This window comes from Embleya sp. NPDC020886 (assembly GCF_044333915.1).
GTDB lineage: Bacteria > Actinomycetota > Actinomycetes > Streptomycetales > Streptomycetaceae > Embleya.
Map to the genome: position 1 here is coordinate 259,299 of NZ_JBIRRX010000012.1, position 19,737 is coordinate 279,035.

The window sequence follows — 19,737 nt, forward strand, 5'->3', positions numbered from 1 at the left end:
ACCGGGAGATGCGGTCGCCCCCGACCTTTTCCTACGATTCGGTCGGTGTGGTGCGCTTTCGGTCACCGCGGTGGCGGCAGTACCCCGACGCGCCGTGGAGGGGACGGGGCGTCGCGAGGGGTCCCACGGGCCTCTCGACCGGCCCCGGTGGCACCGTCAGGTGCGACCGGGGCCGCGCTGCGTCCGGGCCGCCTCGGCGGCGCACAGCGACTCCAGGCGGCGGGCGATCGACGCCGCGCGTTCGACCAGCACCCGGGCACGTTCGTGCTCGGCCTCGCTCCACTCGCCGGGGTCCGCGCGATGTCCGCCCGGATGATGACCGTTGTTGCCCATAACCGCTTGGTTCCCACCGGATGGGGCCGATCATTCACGATGTGCCGGCTCATCACTCGTGATGCCGATCACGTCCGTTCCCCGGAGGTCGGCCACACCCCAGCGGCAGGAGGCCGATTCGGGCCACACTGACGACCATGACGACTCTGATCGCCGGGGCCAATGTCCCGGTTCCCGCGGGCCCGCTGACCCTGGTGATCCGCCGCGCGGCGGACGCGCCGATCGCGGACGTCTCGGCGCTGCTGCTCGGATCGCACGGCAAGGTGCGCTCGGACGAGGACTTCGTGTTCTACAACCAACCGAGCGCGGCCGACGGCGCGGTGCGCCACGTCGGTCCGACGGCCGGCGGCGAGGCGGTGGTGGCGGATCCGGCCGCGCTGCCCGCCGACGTGGATCGGGTGGTGCTGGCCGCGTCGGTGCACGAGGGCACCTTCGCCGCGGTGGGCGGTTTGGCGCTGGTGGTCCTGGACGGATCGGGCGCCACCGTCGCGACGTTCGCGGTCGAGGCGGCGGGCAGCGAGACGGTGATGGTGCTCGGCGAGTTGTATCGGCGCCAGGGCGCTTGGAAGTTGCGCGCGATCGGCCAGGGCTACGACACCGGGCTGGCCGGGCTCGCGAGCGACTACGGCGTGGACGTCGGCGAGGAGGACGAGACGCCCGCCGCGGCCGACGCCGCACGGCCCGCCGGGACGCTGCCGGTCGCGCCGGTGGGCGGGACGCCCGGGTGGGCGCCGCCGCCGTACAGCGACGAGCCGACGATGCGGTTGCCCGCGCCCTCGGAGGACCCGCAACTGGCCGGGCTGCCGCCGGAGGTGGGCGCGCGGATCTCGCTGCGCAAGGAGGCGGTACGGATCACGCTGGAGAAGAAGGGCCTGCGCGAGGTGCGCGCCCGGGTGGCGATCGTGCTGGACCGCTCGGGTTCGATGCGGGAGCTGTACGGGAACGGCGCGGTCGGGCGGCTGGTCGAGCGGATGGCGCCGATCGCGGCCCGGCTCGACGACGACGGCGAGCTGGACGCGTGGATCTTCGCCGACGAGTTCGCGCCGCTGGCACCGGTCCGGATCCCCGAACTGCCGCGCTGGATCGCGGACAACGTCTACATCGACGGCCGCAACAACCGGCCGCAGTCGCCGCCGTTGCCGGACGGCGGGCAGCGTGTACCGGACCACCTCTCCGGCGTGTTCGGCGGAAACAACGAGCCCGCGGTGATCGAGGACATCATCGCGCGCTACCGGCGCGAGCCGGGCGCGCCGGTGTTGGTGTTGTTCTACTCGGACGGCGGGGTCAACCGCAGCAAGCAGATCCAGCGGCTGCTGACCGACGCGGCCGGACTGCCGATCTTCTGGCAGTTCGTCGGCCTGGGTCGGTCGAACTACGGGATCCTGGAGCGCATCGACACGATGCCCGGGCGACTGGTGGACAACGCGGGCTTCTTCCAGGTCGACGACATCGACCGGATCTCCGACGTCGAGCTGTACGAGCGCATCCTGGCCGAGTTCCCGCAGTGGTTGACCGCCGCGCGGGCGGCGGGTGTCGTGCGCTGATCCGGCGCGGGAGCGCGGGGTCCCGGGTCGGCGCTCCGGGTCGGCGCCCTGCGGGCCCGCGCCCGCGTCCGCGGCTCGTGCGCCCGAGGTGACCGGAAGCTGACGCGATGTCGTCGGAATGGTCACAATGGGACATTGCGCCGTGCTTTGCCGCACGTCGTCGTGCAGCCTGGGTACGGGGAGGTGTTCCATGCCGGTATCGGGCGAGTTCGCCGAGTGGGCCGCAGAGCTGACAATGCGCCATATTCCGGTGGCGGTACGACGGGCGACCGGTCGGCGGATCCTGACCGCGATCTCCGACGGCGTCGTCGCGGCGCGGGTCGGGCTGGTGGACCCGGCGGTGCACGTGGCGGTGGGGATCGGCGGTCCACCCGAGGCCGAGCTGATCGGGCACGCCGCAGGCCGATTGGCCGCTCCCGCCGCCGCGTTCGCGAACGGCATGTTGATCGGCGCGACGCGGCCGGACCCCGAGCACGTGGACGTGGGCGCGGCGATGGCGGTGGTGCTGCCGGTCGCGCTGGCGGTCGGCCAGGAGGTCAAGGCACGCGGCGACGAGGTGCTGATCGCGGTGATCGCCGGGCACGAACTGGCCTGCCGGTTGGCCGCGTCGGACGGCTCACGCTCGGTCGGGGTGCTCGGCGGCGCGTTGGCCGCGGCCCGGCTGATGGCGCTGGACCGGGCCCGGATCCGGGACGCGGTGGGCATCGCGGGCGGGTTCGTGGGCGAGCCGATCGGCGCCGGCGGCATCCTCGGGCCGGCCGGCGGGATGGCGGCCGGCAACGCGATCGTCGCCGCGCGGCTGGCCGCCGCCGGGGCGAACGGGCCGCCGCGCGGGATGGACGAATTGCTCCGTACCTGGCGGCTGCGGCCGGAGACGGTCCGGGCCGGACTCGGGGTCGAGTGGGCCTGCGCGCCGCACCCCGCCGCCGCCGCCGGGACAACCGACTACCGATTCGACCTGGACATCTGTGAACGTCTCGGCGGCAGCCGTCGCGACGCCCGCGCCCTGGTCGCCGAGATTCGCGCCCTGGCCTTCGCCCCGTCCCTGGACTCGATCCTCGCCCTGACGGTGCGGATCGCCGCAGGCACGTGAGCGGGTGCGGCCGGCCGGCTACCCGATGCCGCCGTTCGCGGTCGGTCGACCCCGGCCGCCGCGGAAGGCGGCGCGGTAGTCCCTGGGCGCGACGCCGACATGGCGGGTGAAGTGTTGGCGCAGCGTCAGCGGCGAGCCGAAGCCGCACTCGCGGGCGATGGCCGCGATCGACAGGTCGCCGATCTCCAGGAGGCGCTGCGCGGCCAGGACCCGTTGGCCGGCCAACCAGCGCAGCGGCGAGGTGCCGGTGCCGCGGACGAAGTGGCGGGCGAAGCTGCGCTCGGACATGCCGGCGAGGGCGGCCAGTTCGGCGACGGTCCACGGATGCCGCAGGTCGTCGAGGACCAGGTCGCGCAGCCGGCCGAGGCTGTCGCCCTGGTCGGTGGGCGAGGTCGGCACCGGGTTGCTGATGAACTGGGCCTGCCCGCCGGACCGGAACGGCGCGGTCACCATCGTCCGGGCGATCTCGCCCGCGGCGGCGGCGCCGTGGTCGAGCCGGACCAGGTGCAGGCACAGGTCGATGCCGGCGGCCGAGCCCGCCGAGGTCCAGATCGAACCGTCGCCGACGAACAGCACGTTGGCGTCCACCGTGACCTTCGGATACCGGCGGGCCAGGTCCTCGGTGTCCAGCCAATGGGCCGTCGCCCGCCGCCCGTCCAGCAGGCCCGCCGCCGCCAGGACGAAGGCGCCCGAGCACAACGACGCGATCGTGGCGCCCCGCCGGTGTGCCGACCGCAGGGCTTCGAGCACGTCGTCGGGGAACACCTCGCGTCGCGGCTCGGTCCGCTGTTCGTTGCCCGGAACGACCACGAGATCGCACGTGTCCAGGCCGTCCAGGTCGTGATCGGGGACGCAGACGACGCCGGCGCCCAGGTCCACATCGGCGCGCCGCGGGCCGCACACGCGCACCTCGAAGGCGGGCACCCCCCGGCCGGTTCGATCGACGCCCCAGATCTCGAAGGCGACCGCGTATTCGAACACCCGGACCGGGTCGAACAGCAGGATTCCCACGCGGCGCATGGCGGCAACCTATGCCCGTACCGACTCCGGAGCGAGCACGGCCCGGGAGTGGGCCGTCCTCGTTCCCGACCGACCCCTGTCGTCGGGGCCGTCGTTGGCGCGGCCCGCGCCCATCGGCCCCGTGACCGATGGGATCGAGCGAGCGGATCGGCGTACCCCACCTCCCGGGAAGAGCCTCGGGGCGGGATGCGGGGTACGCCGGCTCGCTTTCGATCCTCGTCGCCGGCGTCGGGTCGCCGTGAGTGGCGGAAACGCCAACCATGAATGGATTCCTGCCACGACCCGATGCCTCGGGTGTGCATAAGTTATCCACAGGCTGTGGAAACTTCTGGTGGATGCCGGGGATTCCTGTGGACAAGGCGTGTCCCATCGTGGGCCGGGCCGACCGCACCACCTCGGGGACACGCCGTCAGACCCCCTTGCGGGCAGGCACCTCGTCCGGGTCCAGGCGGCGCATGTCGGCGAACCCGTCACCCGTGGAGTAACTGTCCTCGCACACCACGAGCGCGTCCGCGTCGAAGCCCCACACGATCGCCATCTGCGTCTCGTACAGGTAGAACGCGTCGACGTCCGCCACCACCCGACCCATCCCGGCCAGTACCCGGCCCGGATAGGCGATCCGGAGCAACCCCTCGGTCACCACCGTGTCCTGATCCACCGTCAGCCGGTCGATGTGGTGCGCGAGTCGGCCGCAGTCGTTGTCGACCACGGCACGATAGAACTCGCGGACCTCGGCGTGCGACTTGGGGGCCCGATCGACCGGCGACGCTCCCCACTGGTGGTAGACCGCCCGCGGCGACACGGTGGCCATCAGCGCGTCCAGGTCGCCCTCGTGCTCGGCACGCATGTGTGCGACCAGTGTGGTCAGGATCGCGTGCCGACGCGGATCGTCCTCCGCCGCCAGGCGCTTCTCGACCAGTTCCCACGTGCGTCGCGCGTCGATGAGCCCGGTCATGTGTGCACCCTCCGCCGGTCGTTGCCTCGCCCCGACACCTTGCACCGAAGTAATTGACTGTGCAATACAAATCTCTACACGTGTCGCACCGGCCGACCGGCCCATGCGGCGACGGATCGGCGGTTTCGCCCGATGCGGCGCACCGTGTTCCAGACGACGAGGTGGCAACGAAATGAGCGACGCAGGCGCAGTACGAGACGCGAACGCGATGTTCGACCTGAGCGGTCGAGTGGCGATCGTCACCGGCGGCAGCCGGGGAATCGGCCGGGCGATCGCGCACGCGTACGCGGCGGCGGGCGCCTCGGTGGTGATCGCGAGCCGCAAGGCGGACGCATGTGAAGCGGTGGCGAAGGAGATCACCGATGCCGGCGGCCGGGCACTCGCGGTGCCCACCCACTGCGGCGAACTCGACGCCCTGGCCGCCCTGGTCGAGGCGACCGTCGCCCACTTCGGCGGCATCGACATCGTGGTGAACAACGCGGCCAACGAACTCGCCCAACCTGTGGGCGAGATCACTCCACAGGCGTGGGAGAAGTCGTTCGCGGTGAACCTGCGCGGACCGGTGTTCCTGGTCCAGTACGCGCTGCCGCACCTGATCGCCTCCGGGCGCGCATCGGTGCTCAACGTGGTCAGCGCCGCGGTGTTCACCCGCGCCGAGGGCAAGGGCCTGTACGCGGCGGGCAAGGCCGGCCTGGTCGCCTTCACCCGCACGATGGCTGGCGAACTCGCCGAGCACGGCATCCGGGTCAACGCGATGGCCCCGGGCGCGGTGGAGACCGACATGGTCCGCAAGACCGGCCCCGAGATGATGGCCCGGATGAAGGGTGCCGCGCCGCTGAACCGGATCGCCGCGCCGGAGGAGATGACCGGCCTGGCGCTGTTGCTCGCGTCGGATGCGGGCAGCTTCATGACCGGCCAGATCGTCAGCATCGACGGCGGGCTGACCGTGCACTGAGCCGATCGGCGCTCAGGTGCCGTGCGACGACGCGGTGGCGCCGATCACCGGGACCAGCGGGTCCGGCAGCGGATAGACGCGTTCGACCGGCACCGCCTCGGCGCCGGCCGGATCACCGGCGCGGACCAGGTCGTGCACCCGATGCGCGAGCGCGGTCACGTCGGTGATCCGGCGGGTCCACTCTTCGGCGTAGGCCCGCGTCGCCCACCCGGCCAGCCCGAGCTGCAACGAGCGATGCGCCAACGGCCGCAGCGACAGGTCGCGTTCGGGGTCCCACTGGATCCGCACGGTGGTCGCGTGCAACCGCCGCCCCCAGGCGTCCCGGTCCGGGTAGGTCGGCTGCTCGTAGTGGCTCAGACACGCCCCGGCCAGCGCCGCCTCGAACCCCTCGCGGCTGATCTCCAACGCCAAGACCCGCTCCTGCCGAGGCTTGGTCGCCCACCCGCACCGGTACATCATCCAGGTGAAGCTGGGCTTGACCCAGGTCATCCGCTCCCGACTCCAGGTGTCCGGAAACCGCTGATCGCGGACGGCCGCATCGGCGATCTGCGGCTTGTACGCCTGATACACCGTGATGGTGTCGTCGGTGTACGCGGCGCGGATCTGTCGGTTCGGTGTCTCCATGCCCCGCAGTGTGTCGGTGCGGCCCGGCCCGGACCACCCGTTTTCGCCGGCCCGCGGGAGGCGCCGGAGAGGGCGTGAACCGGGCGTGAGCCGGCTCCCAAAAAATGCTTGATATTGACAAGCGATCCCGAGTCGGAGAGATTCGATGTTGCCGGGTGACATGCGTTTCCCGGTCCATATCGATGTGCAGCGCGGGGCAGACCCGACCGCGACCCTTCCGTGCCCGGCGGGCGTCGACCCGCGTCGCGACCACGCGATCCACGCACGTGAAGGAGCAGCGACGTGCATCTCGCCCCGACCCCAGCGCAGGACGCTCTACGGGCAGAGCTGCGGGACTATTTCACCCGCCTGATCACCCCCGACGTCCGGGCGGAACTCGACCGCGAGGGCGAGGCCGGCGGCCCCACCACGCGGCGGGTGCGCCGGCAACTGGGCTCCGACGGCTGGCTCGGCATCGGGTGGCCGACCGAATACGGCGGCCAGGGCAAGGGCCCGGAGATGCAGTTCATCTTCTTCGACGAGGCGTACCGCGCCGGCGCGCCGGTCTCCATGGTCACCCTGAACACCGTCGGCCCGACCCTGATGAAGTTCGGTACCGAGGCGCAGAAGAGCTACTACCTGCCGAGGATCCTCGCGGGCGAGATCATCTTCGCGATCGGCTACAGCGAGCCCTCGGCCGGCACCGACCTGGCGTCGCTGCGCACCCGCGCGGTGCGCGAGGGCGACGAGTGGGTGATCAACGGCCAGAAGATCTTCACCTCGACCGCCCAGGGCGCCGACTGGATCTGGCTCGCCTGCCGGACCGACGTGGACGCGCCCAAGCACAAGGGCATCACGATGATCCTGGTGCCGACCACCGACCCGGGCTTCTCCTGGACCCCGATCGTCACCGTCGGCGGGATGACCACGACGGCCACGTACTACGACAACATCCGGGTGCCCTACGACAACCTGGTGTTCGAGGAGAACTCGGGCTGGAAGCTGCTCACCAACCAGCTCAACCACGAGCGGGTCGCCCTCGCCGCGCTGGGCATGCAGGCCGAGGACTTCTTCGCCGAGGTGCTGGAGTGGGCCCGCGAGACCGAGATCGAGCCGGGCGTCAAGGTGGTCGACCAGCCGTGGGTCCAGCTCAAGTTCGCCGAGACCTACGCACGCCTGTCCGCCGTCCGGATGTTCAGTTGGCGGCTCGTGCACGACGTGGGCAACAACACGCTCAACGCGGGTGACGCGTCGGGCGTGAAGTTCTTCGGCACCGAAGGTGCCATCGAGGTGTATCGCAACCTGATGGAGATCGTCGGCCCGGACGCGACGTTGCGACCGAAGTCGCCCGGCGCGTTCAGCGACGGCCTCCTGGAGGCGATGAACCGCCGCGCGCAGATCAACACCTTCGGCGGCGGCGTCAGCGAGGTCCAGCGGGAGATCGTCGCCATGGTTCGCCTTGGCATGACCCGAGTGAAGCGGTGAAGGACGACATGACCGACCCCATCAGCCAGGACAAGGCCGCCTTCCTCGCGGTCGTCAAGAAGTACGAGGGCGTGCACGACGTCTCCGGCGTGCTCGCGCTCGACCCGGTCAACGGGCCGATGATCCGGCACTGGGCCGAGGCCATGGGCGACACCAACCCGGTGTACACCGACCCCGAGGCCGCCGCCCGGACCCACTTCGGCGAGATCGTCGCGCCCGCGGCCATGCTCCAGGTGTGGATCATGCGCGGCCTGGAGGGCGGCGCCCCGGCGAACTCGGCGACCGGCGAGTTGTACAAGCACTTCACCGACAACGGCTTCGGCTCGGTGGTGGCCACCAACTGCGAGCAGGAGTACGTGCGCCCGCTGCGGCTGGGCGAGGTGGTGCAGTACGACCAGCTCATCGAGACCGTGTCCGAGCAGAAGACCACCGGCCTGGGCACCGGCCACTTCATCACCACGCTGACCAACATCTACGTCGAGGGCGAGGCCGGCCGCGAGTTGGTCGGCACGCACCGCTTCCGGATCCTGCGCTACACCCCGCACAAGAAGAAGGCCGCGGCCGCGCCGCCGGTCGAGCGGCCGCTGCGCCCGCGCAAGGTGGTCAACAAGGACAACCAGGCGTTCTGGGACGGTGTGGCCGACGGGAAGCTGCTGTTCCAGAAGTGCGTGGACTGCGCGACGCCGCGCTTCCCGTTCGCACCCGGCTGCAACAAGTGCGCGTCGCTGGAATGGGAGACCGTCGAGTCGGCCGGCAAGGGCGTCGTCTACTCGCACGTCACCATGCACTACCCGAAGTTCCCGGCGTTCGACATGCCGTACGCGGTCGGCCTGATCGAGCTGGAGGAGGGTGTGCGGATGCTCGGCAACGTGCTCGGAGTCCCACACGACGAGGTCCGCATCGGGATGCCGGTGGAGCTGGAATTCGTCACCCACGACGCCGAGCTGACGGTGCCCGCGTTCCGAGCGGTTGGGGAGAACTGATGGACTTCAACCTCACCGAGGACCAGCGGGAGCTGTCCTCGCTGGCCGAGCGCATCTTCGCCGACCAGTCCACCGACGAGCGGCTGAAGAAGCTCGCCCAGTCCGACGCGGACCTGGACGCCGAGTTGTGGGGCAAGGTCGCCGAGGCCGGTCTGGTCGGCGCGTTGATCGAGGAGCGGCACGGCGGCGGCGAGCTGGGCCTGGTGGGCCTGGCGCTGCTGCTGGAGCAGCAGGGCCGGTTCACCGCGCAGATCCCGCTGCTCGACACGGTCGTGTACGGGCTGCTGCCGCTGCTGCGTTTCGGTTCGGACGAGCTGATCGAGGCCGACCTGCCCGCCCTCCTGGACGGTTCGCGGATCGTGGCCGGTGCGCTCGCCGAGGTCGGCGCGGGACTGCCCGCCGTACCGAAGGTGACCGCCCGGCGGGACGGCACCGGCCATCGTCTGGACGGCGACAAGCGCGCGGTGGCCTGGCTCACCGTCGCCCACCGCGTCCTGGTCACCGCCTCCCTCGACGGCGCGCTCGCCGTGTTCACCGTGGACGTGGACGCGGACGGCGTGGCGATCGAGGCCGCGCCGACCACCGCGCCGTGGGCGTCGGGCAACCTGCGGCTGACCGACGCGCCCGCCCGACTGGTCGGCACCGCCGAGGCCGGCCCGGAGATCGCCGGGTGGATCGTCGACCGGGCGCGCGTCGCGCTGGCCGCGCAGCAGGTGGGCGTGTGCGCGCGCGGGCTGGCCCGCACGGTCGAACACGTGAACGCCCGCGAGCAGTTCGGCAAGCCGCTGTCCACCAAGCAGGGCGTGATGTTGCGCGCCGCCGAGGCGTACATGGACACCGAGGCCATCCGGGTCACCACGCTGGAGGCCGCGTGGCGGATGGACCGGGGCGAAGCGGCCACCGAACAGGCACTGGTCGCCCGCTGGTTCGCCTCCGAGGCGGGCAAGCGCGTGGTGCACGCGTGCCAGCACCTGCACGGCGGCACCGGTTCCGACATCGACCACCCGATCCACCGCCACTTCCTGTGGGGCCGTCAGATCGACGTGACCCTGGGCAGCGGCATCCAACAGCTCGCCGCGCTCGGCAAGCTGCTCGCCCACGCGCCCGCCCAGGGAGGCAGCCGATGACCACCGAGGACCTCGTGAGCCGGACCCACGCGGAGGTGTCCGTCGGCGACGAACTGCCGCCGCTGGCCATCCCGCTGACCCGCACGCTGATCGTGTCGACCGCGCTGGCGACCCGCGACTTCCAGGACGTGCACCACGATCCGCAGCTTGCCGCGGACAAGGGCTCGCCGGACATCTTCATGAACATCCTGACCAGCAACGGTCTGGTCAGCCGCTACATCACCGGCTGGGCGGGCCCCGAGACCGAGCTGCGCAAGGTCGCGATCCGGCTCGGCGCCCCGAACTACCCCGGCGACACCATGACCCTCACCGGCACGGTGACCGCGAAGACCACCGCCGAGGACGGCACCCCCCTCGTGGAGATCGCCGTCGTCGGAGCCAACAAGCTCGGCAATCACGTCACCGGCACGGTCACGGTGAAGCTGCCGGAAGGAGCCGAAGCGTGAGCCTCAAGCACGCCGACAACCTGCGCGGCAGGACCGCCATCGCCGGCATCGGCGCGACCGAGTTCTCCAAGGAGTCCGGTCGCAGCGAACTGCGCCTGGCCGTCGAGGCGGTGGGCGCGGCCCTGGACGACGCCGGGATCGCACCGTCCGAGGTGGACGGCCTGGTCAGCTTCACGATGGACACCAACCCCGAGATCGCGGTCGCCGCCGCGGCCGGGATCGGCGACCTGACCTTCTTCAGTCGGATCCACTACGGCGGCGGCGCGGCCTGCGCCACCGTCGCGCAGGCCGCGATGGCCGTCTCCAGCGGGGTCGCCGACGTGGTGGTCTGCTACCGCGCGTTCAACGAGCGCTCCGGCCGTCGATTCGGCTCCGGCGTGCTCCAGCGCGATCCCACCGTCGAGGGTGTGGGCCTGGGCTGGAACATGCCGCACGGGCTGCTCACCCCGGCCTCGTGGGTGGCCATGTTCGCGCAGCGCTACCTGCACGTGTACGGCGCGACCACCGAGGCGTTCGGCCACGTCGCGGTCGCCGACCGCAAGCACGCGGCGAACAACCCGAAGGCGTACTTCCACGGCAAGCCGATCACGCTGGAGGACCACCAGAACTCGCGCTGGATCGTCGAGCCGATGCGGCTGCTCGACTGCTGCCAGGAGACCGACGGTGCCCAGGCGATCGTGGTGGTCAGCGCCGAACGGGCCAAGGACCTGAAGCAGAAGCCCGCGATCATCAACGCGGCGGCGCAGGGCGCGGGTCGCCTCCAGGACCAGATGACCAGCTTCTACCGGGACGAGATGACCGGACTGGCCGAGATGGGCGTGGTGGCCAAGCAGCTCTGGCAGACGTCGGGGCTGACTCCCGACGACATCCAGACCGCGGTGCTCTACGACCACTTCACCCCGTTCGTGCTGATGCAGTTGGAGGAGTTCGGCTTCTGCGGGCGCGGCGAGGCGCCGGCGTTCGTCGCGAACGGCGGCCTGGAACTGGGCGGCAAGCTGCCCACGAACACGCACGGCGGCCAGTTGGGCGAGGCGTACCTGCACGGCATGAACGGCATCGCCGAGGGCGTGCGGCAGATCCGCGGCAGCTCGGTCAACCAGGTCGAGAACGTGCACAACGTGCTGGTGACCGCCGGCACCGGGGTGCCGACGTCGGGGCTGGTGCTGGGCGTCGAGTAGCGGGAGCGGTGCCGACGGGGGCGAACAGGGCGAACACCCCCGAGGGTTTGGGCCGCACGGGTGACGCGTCGGCGCGTCACCCGTGCGGTCCACCGGTACGGCCGTACGTGGTGCGCAGCGTGGTGGGACGCCCGATTCCCACCACGCGAGGAGCTCTCGTGCGCCCGCTGACCACTCGTCGGATCGCCTCGACCGTATTGCTCACCGCCGTGCTCGGCCTGTTGCCGGCCGGGCTCGCCGAAGCCGCCGGCGCCCCACCGGAACGTTCCCGGAGGGTGACCGCGCCGGGCTTCGACACGTGCGAGACCCCCACCGTGGAGACCATGCGCGCCTGGCGGGAATCGCCGTACCGGGTGGTCGGGATCTACGTCGCGGGCGACAACCGGGCCTGCAAGAGCAGCCGGCTGACCTTCGACTGGGTCAAGGCCGTCCACGCCCAGGGCTGGGACTTCCTGCCCATCCAGGTGGGCCTCCAGGCACCGTGCACGCAGTCCGGCAAGACCGGCCGGATCGACCCGGCGCGCGCGGCCCGACAGGGGGTCGCCGAGGCGAACGACGCGGTGGACCGCAGTGCCACCCTCGGCTTCCGGCCGGGCAGCGCGATCTGGTTCGACATGGAGGCGTACGACAACACCGACGCCGGCTGCCGAACCGCGGTGCTGGACTTCGTGTCCGCGTGGTCCGACCGGGTCCGCGAACGCGGCTACGTCGCCGGCTACTACAGCAGTCTCAGCTCCGGCATCGCCGACCTGATCGAGGCGGTCGACAAACGCCCGATCCCGGACGCGGTCTGGTACGCCCGCTGGGACGGGCACGCCGGCACCACCGGCGACGGCGCGCTGCCCGACGGATACTGGCGCGGCCGGCGGGTGCACCAGTACACCGGCAACGTCTCGGAGACACACGGCGGCAAGCGCGTCGTCATCGACCGCAACGCGGTCGACGGACCGGTCGGGGTGTTGTGACCGCTCCGGGACGGACCGGCACGGGCCCCGCGCCGGCCGGACCCGAAACGGTCCGACCGGCGAGGTCCGTACCCGGGCTCAGCCCCGGTCGAGCTCGCTGACTTCCAGCGCGCCCTCCGCGTACTGACGCCGGATCACCTTCTTGTCGAACTTGCCCACGCTGGTCTTGGGCACGGCGGTGATCAGGCTCCACCGCTCGGGCACCTGCCAGCGCGCCACCCGGCCCGCGAGATAGTCGCGAAGCTGCTCGACCGTGGTCGTGGCGCCCTCGCGCAGCACGACGGTGGCCAACGGGCGCTCGCCCCACTTGTCGTCAGGCACGCCCACCACGGCCGCCTCGACCACGTCGTCGTGACCCATCAGGGTGTTCTCCAACTCGACCGACGAGATCCACTCGCCGCCCGACTTGATCACGTCCTTGGCCCGGTCGGTCAGCCGCAGGAAGCCGTCGGCGGTGATGGTGCCGACGTCGCCGGTACACAACCAGCCGTCCTTGAACCGGCCGCCGCCACTGGCGTCCACCGAACCCTCGTCGCCGATGTACGCGCCCGCGATCCACGGCCCGCGCACCAGCAGTTCGCCGACCGCCTCGCCGTCGAGCGGGACGTCCACGCCGTCCGGGCCGACCAGCCGGGCCTGCACCGAGGCGGGCAGCCGACCCTGCGAGATCCGGTACGGGAACGCCTCGTCGCCGGTGAGCCCCGCCGGCGGGCGGGCCACCGAACCCAGCGGCGAGGTCTCGGTCATCCCCCACGCGTGGATGATCCGCACCCCGTGCCGCTCCTCGAACGCGTGCATCAGGCCGGGCGGGCAGGCCGAGCCGCCCACCACGACCTCCTTGAGCGAGGACACGTCGGTCTTGTGCACGTCCAGGTGGTCCAGCAGCCCGGTCCAGATGGTCGGCACCGCAGCGGCGAAGGTCGGCTTCTCCGCAGCGATCATCGTGGCCAGCGGCTCCGCCTGGAGGAACCGGTCGGGCATCAGGATGGACGCGCCGCACAACATCGCCGCGTACGGCAATCCCCACGCGTTGACGTGGAACATCGGCACGACCGGCAACAACAGGTCCGCCGAGCCCAGGCCGAAGCCCTCCATCGCACACACCTGCATGCTGTGCAGGTAGGTCGACCGGTGGCTGTACACGACCCCCTTCGGGTTTCCGGTGGTCCCGGACGTGTAACACATGGCGGCGCCCTGCCGCTCGTCGATGTCCTCGGCCCAGTCGAACTCGGTCGGCCGGCCGGCGAGCAGGTCGTCATAGCGGTGCACCTGCTTGCCGCAGTCCGCGAGCGGGGCCAGATCGGTGTCGGCGCCGGTGACCACGACGTGTTCCACCGTCGCGAGGTGGGTCAGCAGCGGGGCGGCCAGCGCGGCGAGCGAGCCGTCCAGCACCAGGACCCGGTCCTCGGCGTGGTTGGCGATGTAGATCAACTGCTCCGGCGGCAGGCGCAGGTTGAGCGTGTGCAGCACCGCACCCATCGACGGGATCGCGAGGTAGCACTCCAGGTGCTCCTGGTTGTTCCACAAGAACGTGGCGACCCGCTCGTCGCCGGTGATGCCGAGCTCGCGCAGGGCGTGGGCCAGTTGCGCGGACCGGCGCCCGACCTCGGCGTAGGTGGCCCGCCGGGGCGTACCACCGGTCCAGGTCACCACCTCGGAACCACCGTGCACCGTGGTGCCGTGGCGCATGATGCGAGCGATCGTCAAGGGCACGTCCTGCATCGTGCTCAGCACTGTGTGGCCTCCCTGCATTCGCCGGACGGGGACCGGTCGAGGTGAAGGGATTCTTTCTCGCCGATCGGGTGGTTGTCAGCCCCCGGGGCTCTCGGAATCGGGCCCGTGTCGAGCGCCGACGCACGCGCCGGCGACGATCCGCCGTGCGCCCGTACGGGTGAACCAGGCGCGGCGATCGGCCGATCGGGCCGGACGAGCGGAAGAATGCGACGGTGTCCCGGTTGCTCCGGATGACACATCGTTTTCGGCATAACGCCGCGAGCGTTCGGTAATTCCCGCTTTTTCATGCTTCCGGAGGGGGACCGGCGAGCCCTCGACTCCCGCTTGGAGGGCGCCCCATGTACCCGTTGGAGGTGCGACCCGAACCGCACCGACCGTACGACGTCGTGTTACCGGACGCGCTCGGCCATCCCGTGCTCGGCTTCCGGGACGGCTACTGGTTCCGACTCGATCGGGACGGGCCCCCGCGTCCGTTGTGCGCACGCACCGCGATCATCGGACATCCGGAGTCCGCCGGGCCTATCGTGCAGGTCATGTGTTGGTGGATGCGCGAACACCACGACCACCCCCAGGCGATGGATCTGGCCACCGAACTGGCGCTGGCCGTCGGCGAGATGAGCCGTCGGCTGCACGCCCAGGGGCCGGCGGCATGGTGAGGCGGTGCGGTTCGGTGCGGATACGGCGGGTGCCGTGCGGGCCCCGGGTGCCGGCGGTCCGGGTGCGTACGTGTGCGATTTTCCGCTGCCGGAGCGGTCCCCGGCGTCGGTGCGGATGACCGGGACGTCGGGTGGGCGGCCTCCGGGGCGCGCCCGGGTGGTCCGCCCGTTCGGGTGACGCGCGGGTGGAGCGCGGGTCACCCGACGGCTACGAGGGTGAAGCGATCTTGCCGAGCAGGTCGACGATGCGCTGCTGGACGTCCTCGCGGGTCGATCGCTCGGCCAGGAACAACACGGTCTCGCCGGTCTGGAGCCGATGCAGGTCGTGTTCGACCAGGTCCAGCGTGGTGTAGACGACGATCGGGGTCGAGTGCAGGCGCGCGTTGTTGCGCAGCCAGTCGACCACGCCCATCCGGCGCCGGCGCACCAACATCAGGTCCAGCACCACGAGGTTGGGCTCGACGCTGGACGCCTTGGAGACCGCCTCGCTCTCCGAGGCCGCGTGCACCACGTCCATGCCACGCCGCTCCAGGGACGCGGTGAACGCGGACGCGATGTCCGGATTGCCCTCCACGAGCAGTACGCGCGAGGCGTGCCCGGCGCTGTCCGCCGGGGCGAGCGAGCGCAACAGCACGGCCGGGTCGGCACCGAACGCCGCGTCCCGGGTGGCCTGCATCAGGCCGGCCGTGACCAGCACCGGGATCTGCGCGGCGGTCGCGGCGGTGCGCAGCGACTGGAGCGCGGTCCGGGTGATCGGGCCGGTCAGCGGATCCACGAACAGCGCGGCCGGCTGCACCGGGACGCTCGCGTCGACCTCCTCGCGCGAACGCACCAGCAACGGACTCCAGCCGCGCGCGGTCAGCGCGCCCGCCGTCGCGGTGTCCGGCTCGGGCCAGACCAGCAGCCGGCGCGGTTGGCCGTCCGGCGCGGGCGTGACCATGGTCGGCAGGTCGGCCCCGGACATCGCCTCGACGTCACCGGGCGGCCCGCCCGGGAAGCCGGACCGCCGGCCCTGAACCGGAATCGGCTGATCCGGCGCGGCCGGGATCGGCGGCAACAACTCGGTGGGCATGTCGGCGGCGGCGGGCCGGCCCGGCCGATCCTGCACGCTGGTGCTGCGCCCCGAACCGTCCGACGTGCGGCCCTGCGCCGGGATCGGCGCCGGTGGCGTGGACAACCGGCGACGCGCCTGGGCGCCCTGTGGGGCGTGCGTGCCGTTGAGCCGCCCACCGGCCGCGGGTGCCTGGGGAGCGGGTGGGGCGGCGGGCCGTTGCGGCAGCGGCGTCGGCTCGACCCGCTCGACCTCGGCACCGCCGTGGTGGGCGACGCCGCGGTGCGAACCGGAGGGTCCGGCCGCGGACTCGCCGGCGTCGTGTGCGTCGCGCGAGGGCCGACCGCGACGCGAGCGCGGCGGATAGACCGCCTCGAACGCGCCGCTGTTGTTGCGGGCGGCCTCCTCGGCCTCGTCGTACGCGTCGGCGTCCGGTCGCTCGTGTTGCCCCTCGGACGCACCCGAACCCGCGGGCACCAGCGGCACCGGCGCGACCGTGCCGGGCGGCAACGCGAACGGCCCCTGCGGCGCGGCGGCCACCGAACCGGGCGGCGGCGGCGCGGGCACCGGCGGCGTGGCGGAACCGACCGGCTCCAGGCGGGCGCGCGGCGGTTGTGCGCCGCGTCCGCGCACGGCGAGTTCGACTCCGCTGCCGGGCGTGGGGCGCGGGGCGACGTCCTTCGTGCGGGCGGCGCCCGAACGTGCCTTCGGGTCGGGGGCGTTCTCGCTCTCCGGCTCGTTCTCGGCGGTCTCGGTCGCGGCCGCGTCGTCCGCCTTCGGCTCGCTCGTCTCGGCCGGCGTGTCCTGGGCCTCGTCGGTCGACGTCGTGGCGTCCTCGGCGTCGTCGGCGTCGGATTTCGCGTCCTCGGCCTTGGCGTCCTTGGCGTCCTTCGTGTTCCCGGCGTCCTTGCCGGTCTTGCCGCCCTTGTCGGCGGCCGGGTCCGGTCGGCCCGTCTGGCGGGCCCGGCGGCCCTTGGCCGCGCGGTGCTCGCCGGAACTCTCGGCCTGTTCGGCGGCCTCGGCGTCGGCGGGCAACTCGACCACGTACGTGCTGCCCCGACCGGCCATGGTGTGCGACTCGACGGTGCCGCCGTGCGCCTCGACCACGGCGCGGGCGAGCGGGACCCGAACGGCGCTGCCCCGACTCTCCGGGCCGCGCACCTCGATGCGCGCGACGTTGCCGCGCTGGGCCGCCGCGACCACGACGGTGGATCCTTCCGGACCGGCGGCGACGACGTCCGCGAGCAGATGCCCCAGGGCCCGGGTCATCGCGTCCACGTCCACCCGCACCCCGACCGGCGACGCGTTGACCGCGAACTCCACCCCCGCGCCGCGGGCGAGGTAGGTCACGGTCTCCATGGCCCGATCGACCAGATCGTCCACCGTGGTCGGCACCCGCTCCGGCTCGGTCGCCGCGTCGGCGTCGTCCTTCGGCTCGACCTTGTCCGTACCGCCGGCCGCCTGGTGCGCGAGCACTTCGCCCGCGAGTTCCTCCAGGCTCTCCAACTCGCCCGCGACCTGACGCACCATCCGTCGGGCCCCGTGGCCGACCTCGCCGACCGCGCCGTCGGCCACCTTCTTCAGCCGACCACGCACCGCGGCGAGTCGGCCCAGTATCTCCGCGTCGACCAACTCGGCGAGCTGGGAGCGCCGTTCGGCGAGCAGCTTTTCCCGTCCGGTGTCGCTGAAGGTCATCACGGCGCCGACCACGGTGCCGCCGAGCAGGATCGGCGCGGTGATCATGTCCACCGTCACGTAGCCCTCGTCGCCGCGCCACAACACCTGGTCGCGCAGCCGCTGTCGGCGGCCGTTGCCCAGGGTCACCAGCGGCGGGCACTCCTGTGCGGGCAGCGGCGTGCCGTCGGCGCGGGCGTGCATGAGCAGTTCGTGCACGCTCTTGCCGCCGAGGTCGCTCGCGCGATGGCGCAGGATCCGGGCGGCGGCCGGGTTGGCGAGCACGATGTTGCCCTCGGCGTCGATGCCGACGATGCCCTCGCAGGCCGCGCGCAGGATCATCTCGGTCTGCCGCTGCTGGCGGGCCAGTTCGGCCTCGACGTCGACCTTGCCGGTCAGGTCGCGCACGACGATCATCAGCAACTCGTCGTCGTATCCGGCGGGCAGGTTCGCGCTGGTCACCTCGACCGGGAAGACGCCGCCGTCGGTACGGTGCGCGGACATCCGGGTCGGCTTGGTCCGGGTGTCGCGCGAGTCGTCGGGTCGAACCGAACCCGGGATGCGTCGATGGTCGAACGAGGGCAACAGGTCCAGGAGACCGCGCCCGACCACGGGTGTGCCCGGCGCCTCCAGAACCTCCAGTGCCATGGCGTTCGCGTTGACGACGGTGCCGTTGCGATTCACCAGCAGGAGAGCATCCGGCAGGGCGTCGAGTATGGCGGCGAGGCGAGCAGCGCCTCGGGATGGCCTGCTGCTCACGAAGCGCGTACCTCCTCCGGTCCTCGGACTGCGCGACGGCCATCTTGCCCGTCGCCGCCGGGGCATGTCACGACCGACTATCCCATTGTTTTTGCAGTCACGTTGACGAGCCTAGTAATCTGTTCCTCGTCGGCAAACACCGATGGAGGCTTCGCCTAGTCCGGTCTATGGCGCCGCACTGCTAATGCGGTTTGGGTTCATCCCCATCCCGGGTTCAAATCCCGGAGCCTCCGCTTCCCGAACAGCCCGTCTGGTCCCACCAGGCGGGCTGTTTCGTGCCCGTCACGATGCCGTTTCGGTGAGCGCACGACGACCCCGGGTCACGACACCGGACGCGATGTCCGGTATACGGCTCTTTTCCGAAGCCGCGCCCCCGACCTCTCGTCCGCCGGCCACGACCGCTCGGTCGACCCGCGGCCGGCCGCCGCCGAGCGACCGTCGCACCCCGAACATGCGTCCGGCGATTCCCCCACGAGCCGACATGTCCGAAAAGGCGCTTTCAGCTCACAGCGAACGCGCCGAGCCCATCCTCGCGCGCGTCGCCGACCCTCGGGTCGCGCCCGCTCGGAGCACCCCGGCCGGCGAACCCGTTCGCCGGCCCGTTCCGCCCGTTCGCCGCCCGCCACCCCGCCGAGGCCGCCCGCCGATCGACACCGTCCCTCGAACGCCGCCCCACGACCGCCCGTTCCGGCATCGAACACCCACACGTAAAAGGCGCTTGATCACTGCTTGCCCGACTTTCGGCCACCCTCGAACAACGGATTTCACCCCCGGCCGGGGACCATGTATTGTTGACCTCGGTCCAAGCGACCAAGCGCTCGTAGCTCAACGGATAGAGCATCTGACTACGGATCAGAAGGTTGCAGGTTCGAATCCTGCCGAGCGCACACGGATTGTGGCTCCAACACAGGTCGGATACCCGAAAGGGCATCCGACCTGTTTCGCGTTTCGACCCGACGGCGGATCACGGGCGAGCGCTCGATGTTCGACTCGCCGAGGATCGGCCGAACGGCGCGCCGACCCGGACCCGGCCCGGCGCACTCCACGCGGCGGTGCACGGCCCGCTCGCGGATCGCCCGGGCGCACCGGATGTGGCCACCGCGCCCGGCGCCCGCGCCCAGGCCCGGCCGAATGGCTGAAGGCCCGTTCGACAGCCCGCCATCGGGGCACCCGTCC

Annotated in this window: 16 protein-coding genes and 2 tRNA genes; 12 read left to right on the top strand and 6 right to left on the bottom strand. The window is 71.7% G+C overall.

Features of this window, described 5'->3' with window-relative positions; genetic code table 11:
- Positions 1–156: 156 nt before the first annotated feature.
- Positions 157–333: a hypothetical protein gene (locus ACH4U8_RS34225; RefSeq protein ID WP_379990324.1), complete on the bottom strand. Its 177-nt coding sequence runs from the start codon at positions 331–333 to the stop codon at positions 157–159.
- 137 nt (positions 334–470) lie between these two features.
- Between ACH4U8_RS34225 and ACH4U8_RS34230 the strand changes: the two genes are divergently transcribed.
- Both ACH4U8_RS34230 and ACH4U8_RS34235 read left to right on the top strand, forming a co-directional pair.
- Positions 471–1,877, top strand: coding sequence for a VWA domain-containing protein (locus ACH4U8_RS34230; RefSeq protein ID WP_360311151.1), 1,407 nt, complete (start codon positions 471–473; stop codon positions 1,875–1,877).
- Between the two features lie 190 nt (positions 1,878–2,067).
- Positions 2,068–2,970 carry an MmgE/PrpD family protein gene (locus tag ACH4U8_RS34235; protein ID WP_395782342.1) on the top strand — a complete coding sequence of 301 codons (903 nt, stop codon included), beginning with the start codon at positions 2,068–2,070 and terminating at the stop codon, positions 2,968–2,970.
- 18 nt (positions 2,971–2,988) lie between these two features.
- On the opposite strand, the gene ACH4U8_RS34240 is transcribed toward ACH4U8_RS34235, so the two are convergent.
- Entirely contained in the window at positions 2,989–3,990 is a 1,002-nt protein-coding gene (locus ACH4U8_RS34240; protein ID WP_395782343.1) for a GlxA family transcriptional regulator, read from the bottom strand.
- Positions 3,991–4,399: 409 nt separating this feature from the next.
- Positions 4,400–4,945 (bottom strand): nuclear transport factor 2 family protein, encoded by a 546-nt coding sequence (locus ACH4U8_RS34245; RefSeq protein ID WP_395782344.1) that lies wholly within the window; start codon positions 4,943–4,945, stop codon positions 4,400–4,402.
- A gap of 172 nt (positions 4,946–5,117) precedes the next feature.
- Between ACH4U8_RS34245 and ACH4U8_RS34250 the strand changes: the two genes are divergently transcribed.
- A complete protein-coding gene (locus tag ACH4U8_RS34250; protein WP_395782345.1) occupies positions 5,118–5,900 on the top strand; it encodes an SDR family NAD(P)-dependent oxidoreductase in 783 nt (260 codons plus the stop codon).
- Between the two features lie 12 nt (positions 5,901–5,912).
- Here ACH4U8_RS34250 and ACH4U8_RS34255 read toward each other — a convergent pair whose 3' ends face one another.
- Complete coding sequence (locus tag ACH4U8_RS34255) at positions 5,913–6,524, bottom strand: DUF4291 domain-containing protein (RefSeq protein WP_395782346.1); 612 nt, start codon at positions 6,522–6,524, stop codon at positions 5,913–5,915.
- A gap of 282 nt (positions 6,525–6,806) precedes the next feature.
- Between ACH4U8_RS34255 and ACH4U8_RS34260 the strand changes: the two genes are divergently transcribed.
- The 6 genes from ACH4U8_RS34260 to ACH4U8_RS34285 all read left to right on the top strand — a co-directional run bounded on the left by ACH4U8_RS34260 (position 6,807) and on the right by ACH4U8_RS34285 (position 12,687).
- Positions 6,807–7,988 (top strand): acyl-CoA dehydrogenase family protein, encoded by a 1,182-nt coding sequence (locus ACH4U8_RS34260; RefSeq protein WP_360311139.1) that lies wholly within the window; start codon positions 6,807–6,809, stop codon positions 7,986–7,988.
- Between the two features lie 8 nt (positions 7,989–7,996).
- Positions 7,997–8,971, top strand: a complete 975-nt coding sequence (locus ACH4U8_RS34265; RefSeq protein ID WP_360311137.1) for a bifunctional MaoC family dehydratase N-terminal/OB-fold nucleic acid binding domain-containing protein — start codon at positions 7,997–7,999, stop codon at positions 8,969–8,971.
- On the top strand, positions 8,971–10,098 hold the full coding sequence (locus tag ACH4U8_RS34270) for an acyl-CoA dehydrogenase family protein (protein ID WP_360311135.1): 1,128 nt from the start codon (positions 8,971–8,973) through the stop codon (positions 10,096–10,098). The genes ACH4U8_RS34265 and ACH4U8_RS34270 overlap by 1 nt, the downstream gene beginning before the upstream one ends.
- The gene (locus tag ACH4U8_RS34275) at positions 10,095–10,544 is read left to right on the top strand and encodes a MaoC family dehydratase (RefSeq protein ID WP_360311133.1); all 450 of its coding nucleotides are present in this window, start codon (positions 10,095–10,097) and stop codon (positions 10,542–10,544) included. Before ACH4U8_RS34270 ends, ACH4U8_RS34275 begins: the two co-directional genes overlap by 4 nt.
- Positions 10,541–11,722: a lipid-transfer protein gene (locus tag ACH4U8_RS34280; RefSeq protein ID WP_360311132.1), complete on the top strand. Its 1,182-nt coding sequence runs from the start codon at positions 10,541–10,543 to the stop codon at positions 11,720–11,722. Before ACH4U8_RS34275 ends, ACH4U8_RS34280 begins: the two co-directional genes overlap by 4 nt.
- A gap of 158 nt (positions 11,723–11,880) precedes the next feature.
- The gene (locus tag ACH4U8_RS34285; protein WP_395782347.1) at positions 11,881–12,687 is read left to right on the top strand and encodes a DUF1906 domain-containing protein; all 807 of its coding nucleotides are present in this window, start codon (positions 11,881–11,883) and stop codon (positions 12,685–12,687) included.
- 78 nt (positions 12,688–12,765) lie between these two features.
- Here the strand turns inward: ACH4U8_RS34285 and ACH4U8_RS34290 are convergent, their stop codons facing one another.
- Complete coding sequence (locus tag ACH4U8_RS34290) at positions 12,766–14,421, bottom strand: long-chain fatty acid--CoA ligase (protein WP_395782348.1); 1,656 nt, start codon at positions 14,419–14,421, stop codon at positions 12,766–12,768.
- A gap of 338 nt (positions 14,422–14,759) precedes the next feature.
- Here ACH4U8_RS34290 and ACH4U8_RS34295 point away from each other — a divergent pair, with 338 nt between their 5' ends.
- Complete coding sequence (locus ACH4U8_RS34295; protein WP_360311126.1) at positions 14,760–15,077, top strand: hypothetical protein; 318 nt, start codon at positions 14,760–14,762, stop codon at positions 15,075–15,077.
- Between the two features lie 208 nt (positions 15,078–15,285).
- On the opposite strand, the gene ACH4U8_RS34300 is transcribed toward ACH4U8_RS34295, so the two are convergent.
- Positions 15,286–18,561: a PAS domain-containing protein gene (locus tag ACH4U8_RS34300; RefSeq protein ID WP_395782349.1), complete on the bottom strand. Its 3,276-nt coding sequence runs from the start codon at positions 18,559–18,561 to the stop codon at positions 15,286–15,288.
- Between the two features lie 144 nt (positions 18,562–18,705).
- Between ACH4U8_RS34300 and ACH4U8_RS34305 the strand changes: the two genes are divergently transcribed.
- Positions 18,706–18,794, top strand: a tRNA-Ser gene (locus ACH4U8_RS34305).
- 581 nt (positions 18,795–19,375) lie between these two features.
- Positions 19,376–19,448, top strand: a tRNA-Arg gene (locus ACH4U8_RS34310).
- Positions 19,449–19,737: the final 289 nt, after the last annotated feature.

Bases quoted from the DNA above. Each gene is read 5' to 3' on its own strand.
- ACH4U8_RS34225 (WP_379990324.1), bottom strand. From the start codon at position 333: ATGGGCAACAACGGTCATCATCCGGGCGGACATCGCGCGGACCCCGGC.
- ACH4U8_RS34230 (WP_360311151.1), top strand. From the start codon at position 471: ATGACGACTCTGATCGCCGGGGCCAATGTCCCGGTTCCCGCGGGCCCG.
- ACH4U8_RS34235 (WP_395782342.1), top strand. From the start codon at position 2,068: ATGCCGGTATCGGGCGAGTTCGCCGAGTGGGCCGCAGAGCTGACAATG.
- ACH4U8_RS34240 (WP_395782343.1), bottom strand. From the start codon at position 3,990: ATGCGCCGCGTGGGAATCCTGCTGTTCGACCCGGTCCGGGTGTTCGAA.
- ACH4U8_RS34245 (WP_395782344.1), bottom strand. From the start codon at position 4,945: ATGACCGGGCTCATCGACGCGCGACGCACGTGGGAACTGGTCGAGAAG.
- ACH4U8_RS34250 (WP_395782345.1), top strand. From the start codon at position 5,118: ATGAGCGACGCAGGCGCAGTACGAGACGCGAACGCGATGTTCGACCTG.
- ACH4U8_RS34255 (WP_395782346.1), bottom strand. From the start codon at position 6,524: ATGGAGACACCGAACCGACAGATCCGCGCCGCGTACACCGACGACACC.
- ACH4U8_RS34265 (WP_360311137.1), top strand. From the start codon at position 7,997: ATGACCGACCCCATCAGCCAGGACAAGGCCGCCTTCCTCGCGGTCGTC.
- ACH4U8_RS34270 (WP_360311135.1), top strand. From the start codon at position 8,971: ATGGACTTCAACCTCACCGAGGACCAGCGGGAGCTGTCCTCGCTGGCC.
- ACH4U8_RS34275 (WP_360311133.1), top strand. From the start codon at position 10,095: ATGACCACCGAGGACCTCGTGAGCCGGACCCACGCGGAGGTGTCCGTC.
- ACH4U8_RS34295 (WP_360311126.1), top strand. From the start codon at position 14,760: ATGTACCCGTTGGAGGTGCGACCCGAACCGCACCGACCGTACGACGTC.